The sequence below is a fragment of the Caldicellulosiruptor sp. F32 genome (assembly GCF_000404025.1).
GTDB lineage: Bacteria > Bacillota > Thermoanaerobacteria > Caldicellulosiruptorales > Caldicellulosiruptoraceae > Caldicellulosiruptor > Caldicellulosiruptor saccharolyticus.
The window spans coordinates 25,833-51,599 of sequence record NZ_APGP01000076.1 but is presented as its reverse complement, the minus strand read 5'-3'; the positions used below and the strand labels follow the sequence as shown (position 1 = coordinate 51,599).

Annotated in this window: 24 protein-coding genes; 9 read left to right on the top strand and 15 right to left on the bottom strand. The window is 35.7% G+C overall.

The features are described 5' to 3' along the window. Positions 1–50: 50 nt before the first annotated feature. The 14 genes from H964_RS07285 to H964_RS07250 form a co-directional block, all read right to left on the bottom strand. Positions 51–1,301, bottom strand: coding sequence for a 2-hydroxyacyl-CoA dehydratase subunit D (locus tag H964_RS07285; protein ID WP_039766184.1), 1,251 nt, complete (start codon positions 1,299–1,301; stop codon positions 51–53). Positions 1,302–1,481: 180 nt separating this feature from the next. Further along, the gene (gene yfcE / locus H964_RS07280; protein WP_039766182.1) at positions 1,482–2,036 is read right to left on the bottom strand and encodes a phosphodiesterase; all 555 of its coding nucleotides are present in this window, start codon (positions 2,034–2,036) and stop codon (positions 1,482–1,484) included. A gap of 181 nt (positions 2,037–2,217) precedes the next feature. After that, a complete protein-coding gene (locus H964_RS07275; RefSeq protein WP_039766179.1) occupies positions 2,218–3,882 on the bottom strand; it encodes an HD-GYP domain-containing protein in 1,665 nt (554 codons plus the stop codon). Positions 3,883–3,987: 105 nt separating this feature from the next. Then, a complete protein-coding gene (locus H964_RS13535; protein ID WP_083755726.1) occupies positions 3,988–4,116 on the bottom strand; it encodes a GGDEF domain-containing protein in 129 nt (42 codons plus the stop codon). 23 nt (positions 4,117–4,139) lie between these two features. Continuing rightward, positions 4,140–4,367 carry a GGDEF domain-containing protein gene (locus H964_RS13240; protein WP_162151437.1) on the bottom strand — a complete coding sequence of 76 codons (228 nt, stop codon included), beginning with the start codon at positions 4,365–4,367 and terminating at the stop codon, positions 4,140–4,142. Positions 4,368–4,406: 39 nt separating this feature from the next. Beyond that, complete coding sequence (locus H964_RS12690) at positions 4,407–4,748, bottom strand: hypothetical protein (RefSeq protein WP_083931476.1); 342 nt, start codon at positions 4,746–4,748, stop codon at positions 4,407–4,409. Between the two features lie 134 nt (positions 4,749–4,882). Next, a complete protein-coding gene (locus tag H964_RS12685; RefSeq protein ID WP_083931474.1) occupies positions 4,883–5,401 on the bottom strand; it encodes a PocR ligand-binding domain-containing protein in 519 nt (172 codons plus the stop codon). Positions 5,402–5,457: 56 nt separating this feature from the next. Further along, positions 5,458–5,886 (bottom strand): RAD55 family ATPase, encoded by a 429-nt coding sequence (locus H964_RS13235; RefSeq protein ID WP_202804055.1) that lies wholly within the window; start codon positions 5,884–5,886, stop codon positions 5,458–5,460. 34 nt (positions 5,887–5,920) lie between these two features. Continuing rightward, positions 5,921–6,538, bottom strand: coding sequence for an ATPase domain-containing protein (locus H964_RS13230; RefSeq protein WP_202804054.1), 618 nt, complete (start codon positions 6,536–6,538; stop codon positions 5,921–5,923). Further along, positions 6,508–6,756, bottom strand: coding sequence for an ATPase domain-containing protein (locus H964_RS13530; protein ID WP_307189057.1), 249 nt, complete (start codon positions 6,754–6,756; stop codon positions 6,508–6,510). Before H964_RS13530 ends, H964_RS13230 begins: the two co-directional genes overlap by 31 nt. Further along, on the bottom strand, positions 6,690–7,190 hold the full coding sequence (locus tag H964_RS07260; protein ID WP_011915967.1) for a hypothetical protein: 501 nt from the start codon (positions 7,188–7,190) through the stop codon (positions 6,690–6,692). The genes H964_RS13530 and H964_RS07260 overlap by 67 nt, the downstream gene beginning before the upstream one ends. Positions 7,191–8,063: 873 nt before the next feature. Next, positions 8,064–8,330 carry a hypothetical protein gene (locus H964_RS07255; protein ID WP_228369971.1) on the bottom strand — a complete coding sequence of 89 codons (267 nt, stop codon included), beginning with the start codon at positions 8,328–8,330 and terminating at the stop codon, positions 8,064–8,066. Position 8,331: 1 nt separating this feature from the next. Then, complete coding sequence (locus H964_RS12390; RefSeq protein ID WP_156823674.1) at positions 8,332–8,496, bottom strand: hypothetical protein; 165 nt, start codon at positions 8,494–8,496, stop codon at positions 8,332–8,334. Positions 8,497–8,714: 218 nt separating this feature from the next. Then, entirely contained in the window at positions 8,715–11,078 is a 2,364-nt protein-coding gene (locus H964_RS07250) for a transglycosylase domain-containing protein (protein ID WP_039766173.1), read from the bottom strand. A 480-nt stretch (positions 11,079–11,558) separates the two neighbouring features. Here H964_RS07250 and H964_RS07245 point away from each other — a divergent pair, with 480 nt between their 5' ends. The 9 genes from H964_RS07245 to H964_RS12975 all read left to right on the top strand — a co-directional run bounded on the left by H964_RS07245 (position 11,559) and on the right by H964_RS12975 (position 24,321). Further along, positions 11,559–14,216 (top strand): calcium-translocating P-type ATPase, SERCA-type, encoded by a 2,658-nt coding sequence (locus H964_RS07245; RefSeq protein WP_039766170.1) that lies wholly within the window; start codon positions 11,559–11,561, stop codon positions 14,214–14,216. Between the two features lie 119 nt (positions 14,217–14,335). Beyond that, on the top strand, positions 14,336–15,340 hold the full coding sequence (locus H964_RS07240) for a sodium:calcium antiporter (protein ID WP_011915963.1): 1,005 nt from the start codon (positions 14,336–14,338) through the stop codon (positions 15,338–15,340). A 78-nt stretch (positions 15,341–15,418) separates the two neighbouring features. Then, a complete protein-coding gene (locus H964_RS07235) occupies positions 15,419–15,940 on the top strand; it encodes a DUF5798 family protein (RefSeq protein ID WP_039766164.1) in 522 nt (173 codons plus the stop codon). A 390-nt stretch (positions 15,941–16,330) separates the two neighbouring features. Continuing rightward, positions 16,331–17,284 carry an ABC transporter ATP-binding protein gene (locus H964_RS07230; RefSeq protein ID WP_011915961.1) on the top strand — a complete coding sequence of 318 codons (954 nt, stop codon included), beginning with the start codon at positions 16,331–16,333 and terminating at the stop codon, positions 17,282–17,284. Next, complete coding sequence (locus H964_RS07225; protein WP_039766162.1) at positions 17,281–18,144, top strand: ABC transporter permease; 864 nt, start codon at positions 17,281–17,283, stop codon at positions 18,142–18,144. The genes H964_RS07230 and H964_RS07225 overlap by 4 nt, the downstream gene beginning before the upstream one ends. Before the next feature lie 14 nt (positions 18,145–18,158). Beyond that, positions 18,159–19,616 (top strand): GldG family protein, encoded by a 1,458-nt coding sequence (locus H964_RS07220; protein WP_039766191.1) that lies wholly within the window; start codon positions 18,159–18,161, stop codon positions 19,614–19,616. Beyond that, entirely contained in the window at positions 19,613–21,058 is a 1,446-nt protein-coding gene (locus tag H964_RS07215; protein WP_039766159.1) for a DUF4340 domain-containing protein, read from the top strand. The genes H964_RS07220 and H964_RS07215 overlap by 4 nt, the downstream gene beginning before the upstream one ends. A 184-nt stretch (positions 21,059–21,242) precedes the next feature. Next, positions 21,243–23,369 (top strand): glycoside hydrolase family 2 TIM barrel-domain containing protein, encoded by a 2,127-nt coding sequence (locus H964_RS07210; protein ID WP_237738234.1) that lies wholly within the window; start codon positions 21,243–21,245, stop codon positions 23,367–23,369. Positions 23,370–23,391: 22 nt separating this feature from the next. Then, positions 23,392–24,321 carry a beta-galactosidase small subunit gene (locus H964_RS12975; RefSeq protein ID WP_237738233.1) on the top strand — a complete coding sequence of 310 codons (930 nt, stop codon included), beginning with the start codon at positions 23,392–23,394 and terminating at the stop codon, positions 24,319–24,321. An 80-nt stretch (positions 24,322–24,401) separates the two neighbouring features. Here H964_RS12975 and H964_RS07205 read toward each other — a convergent pair whose 3' ends face one another. Then, positions 24,402–25,745: a glycoside hydrolase family 28 protein gene (locus H964_RS07205; RefSeq protein WP_011915956.1), complete on the bottom strand. Its 1,344-nt coding sequence runs from the start codon at positions 25,743–25,745 to the stop codon at positions 24,402–24,404. Between the last annotated feature and the right edge of the window lie 22 nt (positions 25,746–25,767).

The window sequence follows — 25,767 nt, the reverse complement described above, 5'->3', positions numbered from 1 at the left end:
TTTCAATTGGTGTATATTTGCAAACATAAGCTATCATAAAAGTAAGCCCCCTACTTGATGCTTTCGAAAAATGCTTCAAGACGAGTTTTTATCTGACCATGATTGTTATTTTTCTTATTGACACAATCAACGTCTATAAAGGTAAACGGAATATCAAGCTTTTTAAACTCCTCTTTAAACAGCATGCTGCATCCTATCGACTGCTTGCAACCCATCTGACAGACCTGAATTACAGCATCGGGTGAGGTTAAAGAAATTAGCTTCTTTATGTGTTCAATTCTTTTCTCAAAATCACTATTGTACGGATTTTTCAAAAGCTTTATAGAAAGCGCTTCAATTGGGTCGCCTGTCGGCAACTTTTCTAAAAAATCATAGTTCAAATCCATACCAATGATAGTCAAATCCTTGTTAAAATTAAAAAGATTTTTAAAATTCTCCTCAAACATAGGAAGAGTATGTATAAAAAACACTCCCTTTTTATCTCTCGCTTTTGCATTTCTCAAGTCCTCTACAAGCATCTTGTAAAACTTCAGCGTTTCTTCCTTGCCAATAAATGTATGAGATGTATAAAGCATAAACATCTCAAATGTTAGGGTGGTAGGTATCTGCTTTTTCCCAAGAAGTTCTAAACACTCTTTCATTTGGCTTCTTACTTGGTTTTCTATTTGGATTATCCTCGACAATCTATGTAAATCAAGCTTGGACCCTGTTTCTTTTTCAACAAAGCTAACCAACTCTTTTAGCTGCAGTTTCAAATAATCTTTTGCCTCTTTAGAGTATTCTCTTGGAACGTCTAAAAAGAAAAATGGAATTTTTAAGTTTTCCGAAATTAATCTAAACGTGTTTAAATTTGCATCACAAATACTTGATGTTGCAACCAAGAATTTTGGCTTTTTTAAAAGGTTTGAAAGTACAGCACCAATAAACACCTTGTGAAAGCTACAAAAGCTCTCGCTTATACCAAAACTCTCTGCCCTTAAAATTAGCTCATCTTCAAGTCCAAGCCCAGACATAAAAGCAGATATTGCTTCAACAAAGATTGGATCCAGATTAAATGCAAGCAAAATTTCAGCTGGTGCAAATAGGTTAACCCAAACACATCTTTTACTTGTCATTCCTTTATATGTCCAGTCAAATGTAATTTGATGTAAATATCTTAGCGATTTTGGCAACCTTTTATCAGGAAAAAACTTTACATAGTTTTTGCCAATGAAGATGCCAAGTTTAATAAGATTATAAGCATTTTTGTTTTTCTTAAGAAAGTTGTTAATAACGGTGCTGTAGATATTTAAATAATTCATTTTGATCATCCTATTCTTCAAAAATCACTTTCATTTATCTTCTTGTCAACTCTAAAGTTTGTTTATGTGATAAAACTACTTCTTTGAAAGATGCCAAAAGTAAGAATAGCAATTGCAGTATACTTCGAAAGTTTATCTTGCCTTGCAGGATGCTTAAGATGATGATGAAAAAGGCTGTATTTAATCTATTTCAAGAACCAAAATCTCTTTTCCTGTCTCTAAGTCTATTATCTGAACTTTCTCATCATCAATAATTCCTATTGAATTAATCTTGTCCTCTCGTTTGCTAAGTGATGTGGAACCCGGATTAATAAGCACACAGTTGCCAATTCTTTTTAACAGCGGAATGTGGGTATGCCCTATTATGAAAAAGTCTAACTTATATTTCTGAGCCAATTTACTAATCTCCTCATCCGAAATATCATGCCCATGTTGGACCATAAATCTCTTACCATTTACTACAGAAAAAACATACGGAGTTAGTATAGGTATATCAAGCATCATTTGATCCACAAAAGCATCGCAGTTACCCTGTGCAACAACTAAAGGAATAGGACAAGTATTTAACGCATTAGAAAGCTCCTTTAGATTATACCCTTCAGGAATTGGATTGCGCGGACCATGGTACAACACATCACCTGCATGAAATATAACCTCGGTATCTTTTAAAAACCTCCAGGCCTTTTCCCAGGATTTATAATCGCCATGAGTATCACTTATAACACCAATTTTCAATTTCATTTTTCCTCCTTTGTTAAAAAATTAACGTTGCATTTTTTAGATTACCTTTCTAAAGCCTCTTGCTACTTATTCCTTACTATTGGCAATAACCTGTTTGCGCCCACTCTTTTTAAGTCTAAGATTTTTAGAGACCCTATAATTTTTATTATACACCACTGCAATAGTTTTGAACTGACTATTTTTTGTCTTGTACCTGTTTCAACTGTCTTCTCAAAGCAACCTGCTTTTTGAAAATTTGTCTAAATAACTTATCTCTTGTTGCCTCTCCAATATTAGCAAATGTATATCTATAGTACGAATATTCATGAGAAGCAGGGTAACTATAAGTAATCCTTCCATTTAAAATCAGTATTTCTCCATCTTCAAATTGTAGTACTAATTTGTAGTAATTCTTCGCGTCAAAAGCATACGCATTTTCGCATACAAATAACACATAATCACCAGAAAGTCTTTTGACCTTAACTGTGATACTTTTCTCATCCTGTGTAATTAAATGTGCTTCTAAGTCCCATAATATTGATACAAAACGTTTTCTCTCAAGAAGTCTAATATTGGAAACAAGATAAGTATTTTCATCCACTGGAAATACATCAACTTCATACTCATATATTGAATTTAGTACTTCCACCACCAAAGAAGCTGAAAGCAAGTTCCACAAATCCTTTGTGTCTTTGACAGCATTAGTAGATTTAAAATAACTTTGATCTTCTTTAAAGTAAAAATATCCATCAAAATTGAATACATCTTCGTAAGTACGTAATGAAAGATTTGCAGGCAAAATTTTTTCACCAGTTGCTTTTAATATGTCCATAGGCAATACAATCCTTTCGTCAATTACTTGCAGTGCTGCTTCTACAACTTCTGGATCAAAGTCTTTTCTGCTACATCTTTTGAGTTCTGCAATTATTTTGTCAACAGAAACATTTTGTTTATAGCTCCTTGGAGAATACAAAACATCTATTACGTCTGCAACTTTAATAATTCTACTTGGAAAAGGAATATCATTACCTTTCAAGCCAGAAGGGTAACCGCTTCCGTCATACATTTCATGATGATGTTTCACCCATAAAGGAATATCAGGGTAAACATCACCAAATAGTTCCTTTGTAATTATATATCCATACTCAGCGTGTTTTTTAATTTCTTTATACTCATCTTCTGTCAACGGTCCTTTTTTATTTACTATACTACTTCTTACCCTTATCTTTCCAATATCATGCAACAAGGCTGCATAATGAAGTTTTTCAAACTCATCTTGTGGAAAATTCAGTTTTTTGGCTATTTCAATAGTCCAGAACGCTACATTGAAACCGTGTAACCTGATAGATGGTTGATTAAATTTTACACTATCTTCAAGCACCATAAGAAGTTTTGAAATTCTTTCAATATCTGTTAATTGACAATATTTTAGAAGTGCATAAGAGTATACCTCAAATAGATTGAATGTAGTAAAAAATGAAGAGAGTATATTAGAAACTTCTTCAGTTTTATTTGCAAACCCAAAGTATACATAAACAATAACATCTTTTGGACTCTCTACTTTTATTGGAATACATATTTCTTCCACAAAACTTTTATTTATTGGAACAATAGGGTCATCACTTTCAACAACATGATATACAGGTTTTAAGTTGTTGTAGGCAACATGAATAACATTGTTCTCCTGCAAATATGAAAGCTGAAAGTCACCAGTTTTACAAAATTTGTAAGCTTCGTATATTTTTTTATTAGCATCAATCACACCAATATTCAGATAATCTATATTAAATTTTGTTTGGAAATCTGAAAGAGCTTTTAGTAATCCTAAATTTACCGGAGTATCGTTCAAAAATGTAAACATTGTAGCCTCTCACCCAGTGTTATCATAAATTTATCATTGAAAGAGTTTTTTAGTTTTGGATAAAAACTATTTGTTTTAAAATAATTAAAGTAACACAACAGCTTTCTATACAGCTAAACAGCAGCGGTTTTTCCCTTTCTTTTTTGCCTGATATAGTGTTTGATCTGCCCTTTCCAATAAGGACTCGACTGAGTCACCGCTTTTTGCTAATGTTATTCCCAAGCTTGCAGTCACTTTCCTATGAGGAAAAGGATATTTTAAATAGCCCTTCGAATTCTCTCTGCAACTGCAATTGCACCTTCTTCATCTGTCCCAGGAAGAATAATCACAAACTCCTCACCACCAAAGCGCCCCGCAATATCTACAGTCCTTATAGAATTCTTTATTATCTCTGCTGTTTTTTGTACCATAACATCGCAAGCCACATGACCAAAGGTGTCGTTGTACGCTTTAAAGTCATCAATGTCAAGGAAAATAACTGCCAAAGGAAGTCTGTATCTAACTGCCCTTTCAAGTTCACTAATCTATATGTTTCGAATGGTCCGTTTATTAAAGAAACCTGTCAAAAAATCTGTTTCAGCTTCTTTCTCTAAGCGGCTTACAATCTTTGCATTAGCCAAGGCTATTGCAGCAAAGTTTATATATATCTGGAGATTTCTGTTGTCATTTTCATCTATTGAGTCAGGTGAAAACATTATGCCCAAGAAGCCTACAGCACCAATAGAGGTCCACAGAGGATAAATCATAATTTTGTTTTCAATATTAATTTCTAATTCAGTAAAACCATCTAAGGCTTTTAATTCATCAATGTGTAAAAGTGATGGTTCTACCGTTGAAAAAATTTTCTCAATCACTGGATGAACCATCGACCACTCCTTCCAACCAAAAGTTGTCCATACTCGCCTTTAGCTTGTGCTATCTTGACTTTGTCGCCCTCTCGTAGACCAATAAACCCCAGTTCAATCTTGTATATTATTATTAAGGAGTTTATTATGAGTTCTTAAACCTTGTCGAGCTCTACAGTGGAAATCATCAGCCGACTAATCTCATAAATACAATTTAGTTCAAGCCTACGCAGCCCTAAAAGGTTCTTTTCAAGAACAGCCTTTAAAACTTCATTTATCGTTTGGTAAATACTATTGGCTTTGGCAACAAAAGCGTTCTCTTCTTCCATATTCGCTCCAGCCAGGTTCCCATTTGGTGTAACAATAAGGAAACCTATCTTTTGAGCATATGTTTCCAATCGATAGGCACAGAGTCTAACTCCATAAGCACAGGTAAATATGCCTTCGTCTTCTATGGAATTCAGTACATCTTTGTAAAAATGAATACACTTTTCGTTACAGACCTTATTCCCTTCGTTTACATCTTTGCATACTTCAACTTGTTGGCTGAATTTAGAAAAAGGATTGGCATTTGCATCAAATATATAAATGTTGGTGTTTGTTGCTTTAGCAAGAGTATCCTGAAAATCCTGCCAATATTTTAATGAAACACTTAGTAAAAGATTTGTTGGCATATATCAGCACCTCATTTCAACATATTTGCCTTATCTAATTTTTCAAGAATGCTTATTCAGTTTGGTGTAATTTCATATTCTCTGAGGTCGCGGCTGTGATTAATTCCACGTGCTTTGAGGATTCCAAGAGCTTTTTTGATATTTGACTCACTTTCGACGTATCTTAGCCCAATTATGTTATCTGCGATAAATGATATTTGAGCTTTAGTAATTACTAATGGCGAAAACAGGTCCTCGTTAAGTACAGTAAATATTGTAGTAATATGCCTCCTTTTGAGTTCCTGTGCTATTGCCCAAAGGTAATCTTTATACTTCTGGATATCAGATACACTGCTTTCAAAAGAAGATATGCTATCAATCACAAACCTCTCAACTCTATCTTTTTCTATCATATCCATTATTTTAAAAGCATGCTTATCTACACCAAGTTCAATTGGAGAAATGAACCTGATATCCAAAAGACCATCTTTCAAATATCTATCCATTTCCCATCCCGAGAAAATGGGCATTACTCTTAAGCTAAGCAAGAGGTTCCTCAAAAGAAAGCAATAATCCCTTCTCGCCTATCTCAGCCCCCTCAAGTAAGAATTTAAGAGCAAGCGTGGTCTTGCCTGTATCAGTCCCACCTGAGATGATAGTAATAGTTCCTTCTGGTAGGCCACCATTTAGCATCTCGTCCAAATCTCTGATTCCAAATCCTTTTTTCTCCGCTTTGACTTCATACTGAAGCTCTTCTCCAGCCGGTTTTATTCTGGGATACACTTTTATCCCTGCAGGAGTAATCTCAAACAAATGCTCGCCCTGTTCAAAAGAAGTCCCCCTCATCTTTAAGATACGCAAATATCTTTTCTGGAACTTCTTTTCCTCCTGTCCATAAAGATGAAAAATCTCATCCGCAATTGCAAATTCACTCAAGACAGTTAATTCTTTTTCTTCATACTCACCTATAAGAAACACAGTAACTTCCCATATTGACAATGCAGCAGCCAGATCAAAAACAAAAGCCTTAAAAGTCTTTTCGTCAGGGAATATGTCCCTTATAGCTTTAAAGCTGTCAATCACAATTATGTTAGGCTTGTACTTTTTTACCATGTCAGTCAAGTACCCTAAAATCTTACTAGGTCCTTGTTTGCGCACAACTTCTCCAAGGTCTGCATAAATAAACTTGTCGCCAAGTAAATTGTCAGAAAAAACTCAAATTCTTGTAAATGTCTTACCATCTTAAATTGTGATTCTGAAATAGTTGTCAAGTATAAACTCTTAAGTCCATTTCTTGCACTGTTAAACACTATATTTTGAACAAATATTGTTTTTCCACTGCCTGGCGCACCAGAAACAATGTTAAACGAATACAACGGTATGCCTCCATCAAGAATACGGTCAAGATTTTTAATACCCCGTTTTCAATCTTTCCATCTTCTTTGCCCTTCCTTGAATCAAAACACACCTCATTCATTTCCTGGCGTAGTATTTCCATGAGCTTACCTGCATTTTCACTACCGATCAACCTACTCAGAATCTCAACGTAACTTGTGATAAACTGCCTAAACATTCCGTCTACAGGATATTCTGGGTTTTTCTTTAAAACTGTTAATATCTCTTTACATGATATTTCATTTTCATCAAAGTAAAGTAATTCTATTTCCTTGTATTCTGCTGAAAGTTCCCATACAACTCTTTCTAATAAAAACTGGACAGAAGTTCTGCCAAGATACTTCTCAGATGCAGTCCACATTTCAATTAACAATTTTTCATATTGTTTGATTTTCTCTTCGACCACATCATACATAACTGCTCCTCCCACCTTAACAAAAGCTTAATAAATCATGACTCCATTGAGCCTTAGAATATATATAGGATACTAATCTACCTGGTAATCCCCAATACAAAGTAGAACCAATAATTAAAGACAATTCTAAAATTGAAGTAAAAACTTTAGGTTAAATCTTTATAAAAAACAATAAAGCTATTGTGAAAAAAACAAATAAAATAAATGAAATCTAACATAAAAAAATTAGCCTTCCACATTGATGGTTAAACGATATTAAAAATTTTTTGTATAAAACAAAAAGCACCTGGCATTAATCTTTACCAGCTGCCTTTTTTTCAAGTCAAATATTGCCTTGAATAGCTTGCATTTGTGCATTTAAGGCTAACAACAAAGCACATAATTATTACTTTTCAAATGTTTGCAGCATGTAGAAAACAAAAACCTCCTTGCCTTCTTTTTCTGCCCTTCACATTTGCCAGAAGGTTAGTTTTTCCATTAAATTCCATATAATGTTTTTTTTTTTTGCCAGGTTTTATTATATGATTATATAATTTCTTTCACCAAACTTCAGGGACCTTTTAAAACAATCTTCAATTTGTAACCCGACTAACAATAAACTCCAAGAAACCAAAAGTACAAAAACAGGATGTGATAAATACTTTTTGCAGAGATATTTTGAAAAGTCGTTTGGGGAAAGGAAATTTATTTTCTAAGCGTCATGCCATATTTTGGAATAATCAAAGCAGATAGTAAGACTGATTTTTATCTACTGAGGATATGCAGAAACATGAGGAGCAATCATAAATAATAGCAATATTCATGTATGTAGAACAGGTGAGAAGAACTTTTTTAAATCATAGCCCTTCCCTTTTTGTATTTTTCTATTTTTATTTACTTTTCAATCTTAGCGTACATAAGGTAGTTAAAACCAAGTGGAGACATGTAGTAATTTTTTACATAATCTCTTAGTAAATACGCCTTTGAATAGAAATAAATTGGTATAATAACACTTTCGTCCATCAAAATTTTCTCTGCTTGCATTAAATATTTCATTCTTTCTTTTGGATTTACCGTTTTTTTGGCTTTATCAATCAATGCATCGTATTTCTTATGACTCCAGTTTGTATCGTTAATATCACTATAGGATATTTGCTGCATCTTAGGCAGTATTTTTTGCAGGATCCAAATATCTTGGCTCAGCACTATTGATATAGGTTAAAACCTGCTTTGCTCCAGCTACTGTTGATTTGTAATAAGAACTAATTAGTAAGCCTGCTACTAAGAATATAATAAGAATAAGTACAGCAACTAAACGCTTCTTCATAAAAATTTCTCTTTTGGTAAAATTTTTATATATTTTTACGTAGCAGTACCACTTTCACTTACTCATCAAGTGGCAAGCTACGCAATGGCAGGCTCTAAAATCTCCCATTTTTGAATCAACTGCATCTTATATGTGCATTTCAAAGCATTTTATCTCACTCCACTTGCGTAATTTGCCAATATTCTGTGTAAATTACAAATTACGCTTTTCAACCAATTTTAGTGGCTGTAAATATCGTCACTTACAGTTTGTTCATTAGATTGAGGAAACGAGTTTTGTATATCATTGGTTTGTGTTCCTGCTGCTGAATTATTCTTTATCGTCTGTGGTTCAGTAATTTCATTTGAAGCTTTACTATTCAACTTGGCTTGTTGAGAAGGTGCAGTGTTGGACTGTTTTATAGCCTCTCCGTTTTTAAATTGCTGGAGAATTGACTGAGTGCCATTCTGTCCTGATGAATTTTGAACTTTTGCTTGGGAAGGTTCTTGCTGGGTTATCTTACTATTCAGGTCCTCCTTTGAATTTGAGTTTATACTGCCAGCAGAAGGTGCAGTAACATTTAAAATTTGTGTACCAGAATTTGAAGGAGAGGTATTAACATTTTGTTTATATGTTCTGGAACTACTTTTATACACATACCCTTTATACCCCACATATGGCTTTGTAAAGTAATGTTTTATTCCTCTTTCACTCACAATCTTATCCATAATTCCTTTAAAAATCTTCACCGCAGGATTTGTTCCATCAAGATAGTCCAAAGGCCTTGGCTCATCTTCTCCTACCCACACACCTAAAACATAATCTGGTGTATAGCCTACAAACCATCTGTCTTTGTTATCATCAGTTGTACCTGTCTTGCCAGCAACTGGATAATTAAAACTTGTACCAATTGTTATACCCGTTTTTACTACACTTTGCAACATATCAGTCAAAAGTTGTGCATTTTTTTCTTCCATCACTCTTTTGCGCTCATAACTATACTCATTAATAGTATTGCCGTATCTATCTTCTATTTTTGTTATAAAATGTGGTTTTATATACACTCCTCCATTTGCAACTGCTGCAAACGCAGCTGTCAGCTCAATTGGTTTTACTCCATAGGTAAAACCACCAATTGCAATGGACAAGTTATTTTTGTCTTCCTCTGTCAAAGTAGTAAATCCAAATTTTTGGAGATTTTCATAAACATTTTGAACACCCAACTTGTATGCAAGCTTTACTGCTGGTACATTGGCCGACCATACAAGAGCCTGTCTTAGGGTCATATAACCTTTGTAGCTACTATAGCCAGTTTTATTTGCATACCAGTTTTTAGGTGCATATCCTCCAATAGAAAAAGGTGCATCTAATATAACACTCCATGGACCATAGCCCCTTTCTAAAGCTAAGGCATAAACAGCAATAGGTTTTATTGCAGAGCCTGGCTGGCGTACAGACATGGTAGCTCTGTTAAAAAGTCGAACCGCATTCATATTCCCTCTTCCGCCCATTATACCTTTTACAGCCCCTGTTCTAAAATCAATCAGCACAGCTGCTGCTTGCGGTTGTGGAACCCCATTTTTGTCATAATACCTCACTGTTGGCATATAATTTGAATCTGAAAAAACCTCTTCCATCACACTTTGAATACTACTGTCCAATGTTGTGTAAATTTTAAGTCCTCCGCCATAGACCAAGTCCTCTGCCTCTTCTTGTGTAATTCCCCTTTGCATTTGAAGTATTCTAATCGCCTCATCTATAACCGAATCCACAAAATAAGGATGTTTGTACGGCAGCAAGTTTCTGTTGCTATTTTTTGCATATACAAGCTTTTGGTTAATTGCTTGATAATACTCTTCTTCGGTGATATACCCCAGCTCTAACATCTTCTTTAGTACAAGCTGTTGTCTTTTTTTCGCATGATCAGGGAACTTAAATGGATTGTAGTAAGAAGGATTTTTCGTTATCCCTGCAATTAGCGCACATTCAGCCAAGGACAGTTTTGAGACATCTTTGCCAAAGTAAGTGTATGCAGCAGCTTGAACCCCATAAGCACCATTTCCAAGGTTTATTGTATTTAAATACTCTTCCAAAATCTGCTGTTTTGTAAGTCTCTTTTCCAGCTGAATTGCTAAATATTGCTCTTGTATCTTTCTCTTAAATGACTTTTCAAACATCAAAAGCTTGTTTCTCACAAGTTGTTGTGTTATTGTGCTTGCACCTTCAGATAAGCTTCTTCTTTGAAGATTATGAATAAAAGCTCCGATAATTCTTTTTATATCAATTCCATTGTGATACCAAAATCTTTCATCCTCAATTGCAATAAAAGCATTTATGAGGTCTTTAGGAATTTGATTATATGAAACTCTAATACCACTTTGTCCCCTGTTTAAAGTAGCTACCTCTCTGCCCATTTCATCAAATATTATTGTAGTGTTATTTATTGTATCTTGTACAATCTCATCCAAAGTTCCAGGGGGAATGGCTTTAATATAAGCTGCAATTGTTCCACCCAAAGCTCCTATAGAGAATACTGTGAGTGCTGCTAAGGTAAGCGCCAAAGATTTGAAAAAAGTTTGTAGAGGTCTTTTTTGCCCTTTCACCCTGCCTTCCCCCTCTCAGTGCAAAGCCACAAGTTGTTATCAATTTTTCTATTGAAAAATTTTAAGATGAGTATCTCAAAATTTCAATCCATAGTTTGAAACAATATAGATTTTATAACTAATTCTGGCATCTAAGTCTTTTACATAAATTTTAAAAACGGCTTGAAAATTTCACTTTCTTAAGGTAGAATATAATACACAATTAAATACTGCTACCTCCTTTTGGTTATGTTAAAAGGGAGTAGCACCGCAAAAGCCTTATCCTCAACATTCGCGAGAAGGTTTTTTCGCCTTCTCTGGGGATAAGGGCCCAAAAAAGGGCGTGCGAGACTTTTAACATGTGATAATTTGCATCACATGTTAAAAGTCTTTTTTATTTGCCTTCTAAAAAGATGATTTTAAAACCAAAATAGTTTTTGATGGGGAACTTCTAAAAACTAAAGACTCTATAAAATACTCATGAGGAGGGGGAATTCAAACTTGAACCAAAACATCTCTAATTTTCACTCAAAGGACATAGAAACAATTTTGGAAAACCTCAAAACCACTCTAAATGGACTTTCATCCGAAGAAGCTGAACAAAGGCTTAAAGTGTACGGAAAAAATATAATTGAAGAAGGAAAAAAGAAATCATTATTTGTTCTTTTCTTGGAGCAATTCAAAAACGTGATGGTACTTGTACTCATTGCTGCTGCAGTCATATCAATCCTTCTTGGCGAGGCAGCAGATGCTGTAATTATTGTAGCCGTCCTGCTTATCAACGCAGTCTTTGGAGTCGCGCAAGAGCTGAAAGCTGAAAAAGCAATAGATGCGCTAAAAAAACTTAATATGCCTTATGCCAAAGTCTACAGAGATGGACATTTGATGCAAATCAGAACCGATGAAATAGTAGTTGGAGATATAATTGAGATTGAAGCGGGGGATATTGTCCCTGCAGATTTAAGACTCATCGAAGGTGTTAATCTTAAAATTGATGAGTCAGCTTTAACTGGAGAATCTGTTCCTGTTGAAAAAGAGGCAAACAATGTTCTTGACGAGTCAACTCCTCTTGCAGAAAGGACTAATATGGCTTTCATGGGAACTATTGTAACATATGGTCGAGGAAAAGGTGTGGTTGTTGCAACAGGAATGAAAACAGAGATAGGCAAAATTGCAAACTTTGTGAATATCCAGTCTACAATTGACACCAAAACTCCTCTTCATGAGAAGTTAGAAGAAATTGGCAAATATCTCACATTTGGAATACTCGCAATTGCCTTTATTGTTTTTGTGACAGGACTTCTTTACGGTCGAGAGACGTTTGAAATGTTTTTAACAGCTGTGTCATTGGCTGTTGCTGCAATTCCTGAAGGTCTTCCTGCTGTGGTAACAATTGTCCTTGCAATTGGTGTTCAAAAAATGGCAAAACGAAATGCTATCATAAGAAGACTGTCTTCGATTGAAACCTTAGGAAGAGTAGAAGTTATTTGTTCTGATAAAACAGGGACACTTACTCAAAATAAGATGAATGTTGTAAAAATTTATTGCAATGATAACCTTGTTGAGAACTTTGAACATGAAGATAATACAACAAAGACTTTGCTTCACATAATGGCACTTTGCAATGATGTAAAGGTAGACTTGATTAATAAACATCCTCATTTTATTGGTGACCCGACTGAAATTGCTTTGGTAAAATTCGCCTTTGAAAAAGGCTTTAACAAGAATGCAATTGAGAAGGTATTAAAGCGAGTTTACGAAATACCTTTTGACTCTGTCAGAAAGATGATGACAACTGTGCATGAAATTAGAAATGATGAGAAACTTTTTGTGTTTTCTAAAGGTGCTGTAGATGTAATAATTAACAAATGCAAGTTTGCAATGGTAAATGATGAAATATTACCTCTTGACGAAAATATGCATTATAGGATCTTGCAGGCAAACAAAGAAATGTCCTCCAATGCCCTTAGAGTTTTAGCTTTTGCATACAAAGAAATTGATAGAACTCAATTAGAGGACAAAAATGCTATTGAAGACAATCTCATCTTCATAGGACTTGTTGGAATGATAGACCCACCACGCCCAGAAGCCTACAATGCAGTTGAGGTATGCTATCAAGCAGGTATCACACCTGTGATGATAACAGGAGACCACAAAGACACAGCTGTAGCAATCGCAAAAGAATTGAAGATAATTGATACAGACAACGACGAACTTTCGCAGGTTCTGACAGGCAGTGAAATTGAAAAATTAGATGATCAGCAATTAAGGGAAAAAGTAAAAGAGGTAAAAGTTTACGCAAGAGTGTCTCCAGAGCACAAATTAAGAATTGTCAAAGCGTGGAAAAGTCATGGTAAAATAGTCGCTATGACAGGTGATGGAGTGAACGATGCACCCGCTTTGAAAGCAGCTGATATTGGAATTGGCATGGGAATAACAGGAACAGATGTAACAAAGAATGTTTCTGATGTTATCTTAGCAGATGATAACTTTGCAACAATTGTTGCAGCTGTTGAAGAAGGAAGAAAGATTTATGACAACATACGAAAGACCATTCAATTTTTGCTTTCGTCAAATATTGGAGAAGTTGTAACACTGTTCTTTGCAACACTTTTAAACTGGGTAGTATTATACCCAATTCATATTCTCTGGGTAAACCTTGTGACTGACACTTTCCCAGCTTTAGCACTCGGTATGGAAAAAGCAGAAAGTGATGTAATGAAAAGAAAGCCGAAGAAAACTCAAGAAAATATATTTGCTGGTGGGCTTGGCTTTTCAATTCTGTATCAAGGTTTTTTAAAAGGCTTGATAACATTGCTAGTATTCTCTATTGGAAACAAATTATATGGTCACAACACTGCCATCACCATGACCTTCATGCTACTGAGCCTCATACAACTTACTCATGCATACAATGTGCGTTCAAACATCAATTCGCTATTTAAAATGGGAGTATTTTCTAACAAATACCTAAACCTTGCTTTTATAGCTTCATTCTTGCTTCAGGTTGTAGTGCTAATAGTTCCACCGCTTAGAGAATTATTCAAACTGACCTCTTTAAACTTTGAGCAGTGGACAATCATAATTTTAGCGTCACTTTCTATAATTCCTATTGTGGAAGTAGTAAAATACTTTACACGTCACTTTCATAAAGAATAAGCTCAAAATATACTTCTGAAAAATTTAGCATTTGCTTTCACTTGACACTTTTTGTATCAAAGTAGTATTCTTATTAAAGTATTAACTTGAAGCATTAACAATAGAAAGGGATGACTAAGGTGGTAATACCATATGTTATAAAGCTGATTTTCTCTTTGTTTATAATACTTTTTGGTTGCACTTTTTTCACAAATGCAGTTGAGTGGTTTGGCAAAAGAATGAACTTAGGACAAGGGGCAGTTGGAAGTATCCTGGCAGCGGTTGGAACTGCCCTTCCTGAGACCATAATACCTATTATTGCAATTCTGTTTGCCAAAGGAGAAAGTTCACATGATGTTGGTATTGGAGCAATTGCCGGCGCCCCTTTTATGCTTGGTACTTTGGCCTTTTTCATAACTGGACTTGCTGTAATAGTCTACACTCTTTTTAGAAAAAGAACATTGAAGATGAATGTTGACTTGAGTGTATTTGAGCGTGACCTTACTTATTTTCTCATTGTATATGGAATTGCAGTTTTGACAACATTTATTCACAATCATAAAGTTATAAGAAAAATAATTGCAATTGGATTGTTTGTAGCTTATCTTATATATGTAAAAAAGACACTTGCAGATGAGAGTGAAGACACTGAAAGAGAAGAATTAGAAGAACTTTATTTTACAAGGTTTTTAAAACTTCCAAACAACCTTTTGTGGATACTTTCTCAGCTTCTTCTTTCACTGGTACTTATCATCTATGGTGCGCATTTGTTTGTTGAGTATGTTCAGAAAGTTGCGATGATGATTGGTGTACCTGCACTAATACTTTCTATAATCATTACACCTATTGCAACAGAGCTACCTGAAAAACTAAACTCTATTATCTGGATTGGAAAGAAAAAAGACACTCTTGCACTCGGAAATATCACAGGTGCAATGGTATTTCAATCCTCTGTTCCAGTTGTATTTGGAATAATATTCACACCATGGAATTTAAAAGGTATAACAATGGTTTCAGCTATCTTAGCATTTATGTCCGCACTTCTAAATCTTATATGGGTTAAGATTAAAAAATCTGTAAACCCATTTGCACTTTTGTTTGGTGGGGTTTTATACTTGATCTTCTTAGGATATATCTTTTTATAATCCTTTGAATAGATTTTTCCAACTAAATGAGTTATAATTATAGTCAAGTCGTATTTTAACTTTCGTGAGGAGATAAAAATGAGTGATAGAGAAATCTTAGAGCTTATCTTACAAAAGGTTGAAACCTTAGACCAAAAGATTGACAGGCTTGAGGCAAGGCTTGACAGACTTGAAGCGAAAGTCGAAAGCCTTGAAAAGAAAGTTGAAAGCCTTGAAAAGAGAGTCGAAAGTCTTGAAAAAAGAGTCGAAAGCCTTGAAAGGAGAGTTGAAAACCTTGAAAAGAGAGTTGATAGTCTCGAAAAGAGAGTTGAAAAATTAGAACTTCAAGTTGCAGAAAATACTCAAATCTTAAAAGCATTAGAACATTTAGCACAGGTAAACAAAGCTGAACACGACAACTTTACTCACCAGCTTGCAAGGATGGAAGGTTTGTTAAATTCTGTAATTTCAAATAACAGTAAAGAACACCAAGCTCTATTTAAACAAACTGAAGAGAATACTCAAAAAATTGTAAAACTCGAAAAGGATATGACAATTATTGAATCTGTATGTGGGAAGAATATGCAAGACATCGCATTTTTAAAGGGTGTGAAAATTTAGAAGATACATAAATCTTAAAGCAATAAAGGCTCTCTGCAGAGAAGCGGAGAGTCTTTTTTGTTGAAAAACTTATATTTGTTCACTCAGATATTCTGAACAAGCCAAATGATTCTCCCCTGTGATTTGAATAGCTTTTACAAATGACCAGTCAAAATGCACATCTCATCTTTGGAATCGTGGTAAATTGCTGCTTTCTCATTGTTCAAGCGTGCACAGCAGCCTGTGATAAGCAAGAATCTTATTAAAGCTTGTATGTGATAGCTAAAAGGAGATATTCAAACGAAACTGAGCAAAAAATAATTTAACAAATTGTTCACACATTATGTTATAGTTTATACTATAATTAAAATTGTACAACTATATACATTGTCAATCTGAGGAGGGATATTTTTGATAAAGGTTGAACACTTAACCAAAAAGTATGGTCAGCACTATGCAATTCACGACATCTCATTTGAAGTGCAAAAGGGGGAAATTGTTGGTTTTCTGGGTCCAAACGGTGCTGGAAAATCTACCACCATGAATATCATAACAGGGTATTTATCGCCTACAGAAGGAACAGCCTACGTTGACGGATTCGACATCTTAGAAGAGCCCGAAGAAGTGAAAAAAAGAATTGGATACCTGCCTGAAAACCCACCGCTTTATATGGACATGACTGTGCAAGAATACCTTGATTTTGTGAGCGACATTAAAAAGGTAGACAAAAAAGAGAAAAAAAGAAGCATGGACAAGATAATGGAAACTGTTGGCATTGCCCATGTGAGAAACAGGCTCATAAAAAATCTTTCAAAAGGTTACAAGCAAAGAGTTGGACTTGCCCAGGCTTTAATTGGCAACCCTCCTGTTTTGATTTTGGACGAGCCAACAATCGGACTTGACCCAAAGCAGATAATTGAGATTAGGTCTGTGATAAAGAATCTTCGAAGTGAGCACACAATAATCTTAAGCTCTCACATTCTGCCAGAGGTCAGTGCTGTTTGTGAAAGAGTTCTGATAATCAACAAAGGAAAGATAGTTGCAAGTGACACGCCTGAGAATCTATCTAAAAGACTTACCCACGGAAGCAAACTTCAGATAAGAGTATTAGGTCAAAGGCAAAAGGTTTATGGAATACTTGAAAAGGTACCGGGTGTAAAATACATAGAATTTATTGGTCCAAAAGAACCAAACACCGTTGAGGTCATTGTTGAATCAGAAAACGATGTAGATATAAGGGCAGATATATTCTATGCGCTGAGCGAGGCAAAACTTCCTATTCTGATGATGAGAGCGGTTGACCTAACGCTTGAGGAGATATTCCTGCAGCTTACAACTGAGGAGAAGGAGGCTGAAGCTGTATGAGTGCAGTTTTGAAAAAAGAGTTAAAGATATACTTTTCAACACCAACAGGTTATATATTCATGGGATTTTTCCTATTGATTTCAGGATTTTTCTTTGCAGTGTCAAACCTGTTTCCAGCAAGCCCGAATTATACATCAGTGCTTGGTAACATAACGTTTATATTCTTAGTTGTTGTGCCAGTGCTTACAATGAGACTATTAAGTGAAGAAGCAAGAACAAAGACAGACCAGCTTCTTTTGACATCGCCGTTGAAACTTACTGAAATTGTGCTTGGTAAGTATTTAGCTGCTGTTACTGTTTTTGTTATCACCATTGCCGTTACCGTATTGTATCCCATAATACTTTCTTTTTACGGTGACATTCCTGTTGCAGAAACCTTGGGTGCATATATAGGATTTTTCCTTCTTGGATGCTCTTTTATCTCAATAGGTCTTTTTATATCCTCGCTGACAGACAACCAGTTCATTGCAGCTGTTGTGACATTTTCTGCTTTGCTTTTGACATGGGTTATAGATTGGCTGGAAAGTGCTCTTCCAACAGATAGAGTTGCAGGATTTGTATTTGTTCTAATCCTTGTAGGTCTGGTTTGCGCGTGGATTTACCTCACTATAAGAAATATAATCATTAGTGTATCAGCAGCAATTATAGGAGCAGGGTCATTTGTTGCAGTATACATCTTAAAACCAGAGTTTTACGACAATGCTATAGTTAGATTTTTCAAATGGTTTTCGCTTTTAAGTAGATATCAAAAATTCACAAACGGACTTCTGGATTTGTCATCAATAGTCTACTATCTATCTTTTATATTTGTTTTCATATTCCTCACAATAAGAGTACTTGAGAAAAGAAGATGGAGCTAAAAAAGGGGGAAGAAATGGTGAAGCTTGATTTAAAGAGTATAAAAAGCTCATTTAAGACAAGAAAGTTCAAATACGGCGGATATGCTGCTATGCTCACTGCATCTGTAATTGCTATTCTGATAGTTCTAAACCTTTTAGTAGGTCAAATTCCAGCAAAGCTTGACCTTACACATAACAGACTGTACTCACTTTCAAAGCCCACGATTGACCTTTTGAAAAATCTAAAAAAAGATGTGACAATTTATGCTCTTTTCCCGACCGGAAATGAAAACCCTGTGATTTCTGAGTTTATCCAGAAATATGCTGAAAAATCCTCGCATGTAAAAATCAAATACATAGACCCTTATAAAAACCCAGGTTTCGTTAAAAAATATGACACAAGTGGTTCAGGAATTGATGAAGGTTCGCTTATTGTTGAAAGCGGCACTAAATTCAGAGTAATAAACAGATACGACATGGTTGACTATTCATACAATGAGCAGACAGGCGAATCAAACGTAACTGGTCTTACAATTGAACAAAAACTGACACCTGCCATCTTGTACGTTACATCTGACAAAAGCCCTGTTTTGTATGAACTAAAAGGTCATGGAGAGGACACACTTGTTGGGCTTGGCATTTCAAGCGAGATTGAAGCTGCAAATTTTGAAATAAAGGATTTAAATCTTCTTACTGAAAAAAGTGTTCCGCAGGATGCAACAGCTGTGATAGTAATCTCTCCAAAGACAGACATCTCAGACATTGAGCTTAAAAAACTAAAAGACTATATAAATGGCGGCGGGCGTGTAATGTTTTTGATTGACCTACTGAAAGATGAGCTCAAAAACTTCAACAGTCTGTTTGAAAGCTTGGGAGTCAGACTCGAACACGGAATTGTCATGGAAGGTGACAACAACTACAACGCAGGAAATCCTGTGTGGATACTTCCAAAGTTTGAATCACACGATATTGTAAACCCAATAGATTTAAACAATATGTATATGCTCTTACCAAGTGCTCAACCAATTGTTGAGACAAAATTTAAAAAAAGAACAATTACTATCGAAAAACTCCTTACAACAACTTCAAATTCGTGGCTCAGAAAGGACTTAAAATCAACATCGCTTAGCAAAGAAAAAGGTGATATAAGCGGACCATTTACCTTAGCTGTTGCAATTACAGATAAAGCTGATGCTCTCAATACCAAGCTCAGACCAAGAGATGCAAAGGTCGTGATAGTTGGCAATGCAATGTTTTTAAATGCTCAGTTTTCTAAAAACGTCCCTGGAAACTTGAACTTTGTGATAAATAGTCTTAACTGGCTACAGGATAAAAAAGAAACCCTGCAAATACAACCAAAAGACCTTACAACTTTCAGGCTCAATATTAGCACAACACAGGCTATGGTCTGGGCAGCAATAACTGTCGTTGGAATACCAATTGTTATTCTTGTATTAGGTTTAACTGTATGGCTGAGGAGGAGACATCTATGAGAAAGAAAAAAAACAGGCTTATTACAATTGTGTCAGTATTTTTGGTTTTGGTTCTTGTAATTGGTGCGTACTTTTATGTAAGCTACTTGAACAAGAAAAAACAAGAGGCTGAAGAAAAAAAGTCCTCTTCAGCCTCTGTTACTGTAACAAATTTTGATAGAAACAAGATTACAAAGATAGATATTAAGCACGATGGCATTCACCTTGTGCTCGAGAAAGTCAAAGACAAGTGGATTGTAAATGGAATTAACAACCCCCTTTATTTTGACCAGGATAAAATTGATGATATAGCCTTTTCGTGCGCTCAGATGACTGCAGAAAAAATTGCTGATAGCAACCCAAAAGACCTTAAAAAATACGGGCTTGACAATCCAAGATCAATTGTTGAGGCAACACTCAGTGACGGTAAAAAAGTTACATTTTATCTTGGGTCAGAGACACCAATAACTTCCACTTATTATTTAATGAAAAAAGGTGACCCAAAAGTTTATGTTGTGTGGACAAACCATGCAGAAAATTTTACCATAAAACCTCAGAAGCTTCTGAGTGTTAAGATACCAGAGATTGATACTCAAAATATTACGTATGTAAAACTTGTAAGAAAAGGACAGCCAACAATTGAAATCAAAAAGGTTGATGAGAAAAATCCTAAAGATAATGAATGGAAGTACTATATTAGACTGTGGAACTTGGTTCAGCCATACAGCCAGCCAGTGGGAGTTGCAAGCGATAAGTTTTCAGAGTTCATTGAAAATGTTCCAAATTTCAGTCCTGAAGATATAGTTGGAGAAGATGTTTACAATCCTAAGTACGGATTGCAGTCTCCACGGATAGAGCTCATTGTAAAGGACAATAAAAATACTCTGCATCTTTTTGTCGGCAACAATGTAAATGACTCGGCTGTTTACTGTAAAATGGCTGACTCCAAAGTTGTATTTACAATGTCAACTTACAAGACAGATTTCATGAATACCATAAAGCCTTTTGACCTCATAGAAAAGTTTGCTTATATTGTAAACATCGATTATGTTGACAAGATTGAAATCTTTACAAAAGAGAAAAAACACACCCTTATACTTGACAAAAAGCTAATCAAAAAAGCAAGAAGCGAAGAAGAAGCTGATGAGTACAAATACAACTTCCAGGCAGACGGTCGAAAGATTGATGAAGATACATTCAAAAAATTCTATCAGGAAATCATTGGTCTTTTAATTGACGGTGAAAATGACAAAAAGCCGACAGGCACACCTGAAGTCACCATGAAGTTCTATCTTGTCAACAAAAAAGTTGATGTGATGCAGTACATACCTTACAACGACGATTTTTACATGGTTGTTCGAAACGGAAAATCTGATTTTGTGATTGCAAAAGAGCAGGTTCAAAAAGTGCTAAAAGATTTAGAAGACCTGGTTGCAGGCAAGTATAAACCACCAGAAAATTAAGAGTTCAAAAAATGGGAGCTGTCACAGAAAAAAGTTGGCAGCTCCTTATTTTTTCTTTTGTTTAATCTTAATATCCTTATATTGTTTTTAGTTTTTTGATATTGTATGTCTACTTGTTGATAAAGTAAAATGAATAATGTACACAAAAACCACAGTAATTTTAAAACATGTGAGGTGGATTTATATGCTTGACAAAAATTACTATCAAAATCCAAAAATTCAGCATATAAACAGAGAAGAGCCAAGAAGTTCTTTTATACCTTTTGACAATCCTCAAAAAGCTTTAGAAAATGAATGGGAACTTTCAAATCATTTCAGGTTACTGAATGGAAAGTGGTATTTTAAACTTTTTGAAAAGCCATGCATGGTGACAGAGGATATAATATTGGCAGATACAAAAAGTTGCAATTTTGACCAGATTATTGTACCCAGCAACTTTCAGATGTTTGGCTATGACATACCAATTTATACAAATACCAGATATCCCATCCCTGTTGACCCACCGTTTGTACCAGATATAAACCCAACAGGTGTCTATAAAAGGGAATTTTATATTTCCAAGCAGGATTTAGACAAAGAAATATTTGTTGTATTTGAAGGGGTAGACTCAGCATTTTATGTATATATTAACGGTAAGTTTGCTGGTTTTTCAAAGGTTTCTCACATGATGCATGAGTTTGACATAACAAGATTTGTCCAAGAAGGAAGAAATACTATCACAGCTATTGTTTTAAAATATTCAGATGGAACTTACTTAGAAGACCAGGACAAATGGCGAATGAGTGGAATATTCAGAGATGTGTATCTTCTTCTGCGACCAAAGGTGTTTGTAAGAGACGTGTATTTAAAACCAACTTTGAGTGATGACCTCAAAGAAGGACTCTTGACTGCTGAGATTGAAATTGAAAACAGAAGCAACGACCAAAAAGAATTCAGTGTAGAGGTACAAGTTTTCTTTGATAAAACTTTAATCAAAAGCTCAAACAAATCGTTAAGACTTTCTGCCTCTGGCAAGCAAGAGATCACTTTTGAATTTCAAATTGAAAATCCAAGACTATGGAGTGCAGAGCTGCCCAACCTTTATACATTAATTGTAGCATTGAAAGATAGCTCCGGCGGCATGTTGGAAATTATTCCTCAAAACTTTGGATTTAGGAAAATCGAAATAAAAGATGGCGTGTTTTACCTAAATAATGTTCCAATTAAACTCAAAGGTGTCAACAGGCATGACATGCACCCGAGAGTTGGATTTGCAGTGACAAGAAAGATGATGCAAGAAGACATAACCTTGATGAAACAGCACAATATAAACTGCGTAAGAACCTCACACTATCCCAACCATCCTTATTTTTTAGAGCTATGCGACAGATTTGGTATTTATGTGATTGATGAAGCTGATTTGGAAACACATGGATTTGGAGCAGTTGGTGACTGGGGACTTTTAGCAAAAGACCCAGTGTGGGAAGATGCGTTTGTTGAAAGGGCAAAGATGATGGTAAAGAGGGACAAAAACCATCCATCAATCATCATGTGGTCGCTTGGAAACGAATCTGGCTATGGCCCAAATCATGATAAAATGGCACAGTGGATAAGGTCATATGATAATAGCCGTCCTATTCATTACGAAAGTGCCCGTGATGCTGAAGTTGTGGATATTGTAAGTGTAATGTACCCTCCAGTAGAAAAACTTGAAGAAGAGGGCAAGAAGCAAGAAAAAAGGCCATTTTTCATGTGTGAGTATGCACATGCAATGGGAAATGGTCCTGGAAACCTCAAAGAGTACTGGGACGTGATATACAAATACCCAAGGCTTTTAGGTGGATGTGTGTGGGAGTGGGCAGACCATGGAATTTTGACAAAGACACCTGATGGGAAAGAGTACTATGCCTACGGCGGGGATTTTGGAGATGAGCCAAACGACGGTAACTTCTGTATAGACGGACTTCTTTTCCCTGACAGAACTCCATCTCCAGCCATGTTCGAGCTCAAGAAAGTTTACGAACCAGTTGTTATTGAGCTTTTAGATAAAAAAAGAGGAATTTTCAAGATCACAAACAGGTATGATTTTATATCTTTGAATCACATTGAAGTTGAATGGGAACTTCTGTCAGGTGGCAGGGTTGTAAAAGAGGGCTTTGTTGATGTGAGCGATGTTCTTCCCCACTGTTCAAAAGAGATCAAGATTGACGAAGTCAAAGAGATTTTGGAAGGCTGCAGCGGAGAAATTTTTATTACCTTTACAGCAAATCTCAAAAATTCCACAGACTGGGCAAAGAGGGGTTTTGTTATAAAAATCTCAGATTGCACTTAGAGAAGACACTCCTCAAGATGCCGTGCAAAAAATTGAGAAGGTAAATGTTATTTTCTCAAAGCAAAACAGGTTTGAAGTGGTAAATTCTCCTGACAAAGTTGAGGTTTTTGCTGGCAGCACAGTAGCAGAGTTTTGCAGATGGACAGGTGATTTGATAAGCTTAAAATACAACGGTCTTGATTTTATAAAATCCTCGCCAAGGTTCAATCTCTGGAGGGCTCCAACAGACAACGATGTGCACATCAAAAATGAATGGATAAAAGCTGGATTTGACAAGCTTCAAAGAAGAATTGTAAATGTCAGCTTTGAAGAGCACAGCGAGTACTTCAAAGTACAAACAACTTCGGTATATGGCGCATATTCAGTAAAACCTGTATTTGAAGTAACCACAAGCTACAAGGTTTTCAAATCGGGAATTGTAGAGACAAATGTGTATGCGCAGGCTTTAAGGCCGCTTCCGCCACTTCCAAAGATAGGACTGCAATTTATGATGCCAAAAGAATTTGAGTATGTCAAATATTACGGAAGAGGCCCTCATGAAAACTATCCCGATATAAAACAGAGCGCAACTGTAGAAATATATGACATGGCTATAAAAGACATGTACGTTCCATATATAATGCCCCAGGAATATGGAAACAGGTGCGACGTTAGATGGGCGTTTGTATACAATATATACGGAATAGGACTTTGTATTAAAGGCATTCCTACATTTAACTTCAGTGCAAGAGAATATACTGATGATGTGCTCACAAAAGCAAAACACACATACGAGCTGACAAAAGCAGATGGAATTGTTGTGAATGTTGACTTTAAGATTGGTGGTATCGGGAGCCAGAGCTGTGGCCCCGGCCCGCTTGAGAAGTACTTAATCAAAGATGAGAAATTTGAATTTTGCTTTTATATGATACCTGTTGATAGCAATAGTTTGGATGTTGAAAAGCTGTGGTGAGAATAAAAAAGGGGTATGCTCTTTTTTGCCTTGTTGCCAAAGAGCATACCCCTACATTTAGCAAATACTTAATTTCCCTCTCACTCGGCAATCAGATTCATTGTATTATTCAGACTCAAAATCTTAGAATAATCTGCTGTATCTTTTGCCCTGCATCTGTAAAACTCTACATTTTCACAATTGTTAAGTTCAAAAGCAACACCTTCCTGTTCCAGCACAGTAACATTCATAAATCTTATATTCCTCACAGTATTTATGACAAACCCTCTTTTTGCCATCGGTTCTAAATAGCTCATCATAGCAGGAAGTTCAGGCTCAGGGTTTTGTGCCATCTCAACTGTGACATTCGAAAATACAACATCTTCAATTGGCATCTCTGTAAGACCATACAAAAATCCAGCTGCTGCTCGCGCCTGCCTTACAATCACATCGCTTATATAAATTCTTCTTACAATTGGAGTTGTACTGTCTACAGGATAAGGAGACTTGTCCCAAACTCTCTTTTCTTTTCCGCCTTTGCCACAGTGATAGTACATATAAAACGCAAATGGACAGATTACATTCTTCATCACAATGTTTGAAACTCTTATATCTTCAACAATCCCACCTCTTCCACGGCGGGTTTTTATTCTTATTCCCCTGTCTGTACCCTCAAAAATGCAGTTTGAAATGACAACATTTCTAACACCACCGCTCATTTCACTGCCAATGACAATTCCACCATGACCATGTGCCATTATGCAGTTTGTAATTGCTATATTCTCACAAGGAATCCTCACCTTGCAATCTTCTGTTCCGGATTTTAAAGTTACACAGTCATCGCCAACATCTATGTAGCAGTTTGAGATTCTAACACCTTCGCAAGACTCAGGATTTATCCCATCTGTGTTAGGAGAATCATAAGGGTTTTGAATCTTGACATTGTGAACTGTGACATTCTCACATTCGATTGGGTTTACCGTCCAGCTTGGTGAATTGACAATCTTTATTCCTTCAATAGTCACATTTTTGCACCTGTAAAAGCAAACTGTCCTTGGTCTTGGATATTTTAGTTCTTTATTTCTGTGAAGTTTCCACCACATTTCACCCTGCCCATCTATTGTGCCAAATCCAACAACTGCAATGTTTTCTGCATTTTCGGCATAAATTAGTGGAGAGTATGCTTCTTGTTCTTCTCCTTCCCATCTTGTATAAACTAAAGGAAAATCATCCAGGTCGTTGGAAAATTTCAATGTAGCCCCACTTTCTATATAGAGGGTTATATTGCTCTTCAGATGAATGGGACCGGTTAGATAAACTCCAGCAGGTACATAAACCGTCCCACCACCTTGCTCCCAACTTGCTTCAATCGCCTTTTTGAATGCTTCTGTATCTTTTACCTGCCCATTTCCCACCGCTCCAAAATCACGAACATTTAAAAACATCAGGGTTGTCCTCCTTTTAAAA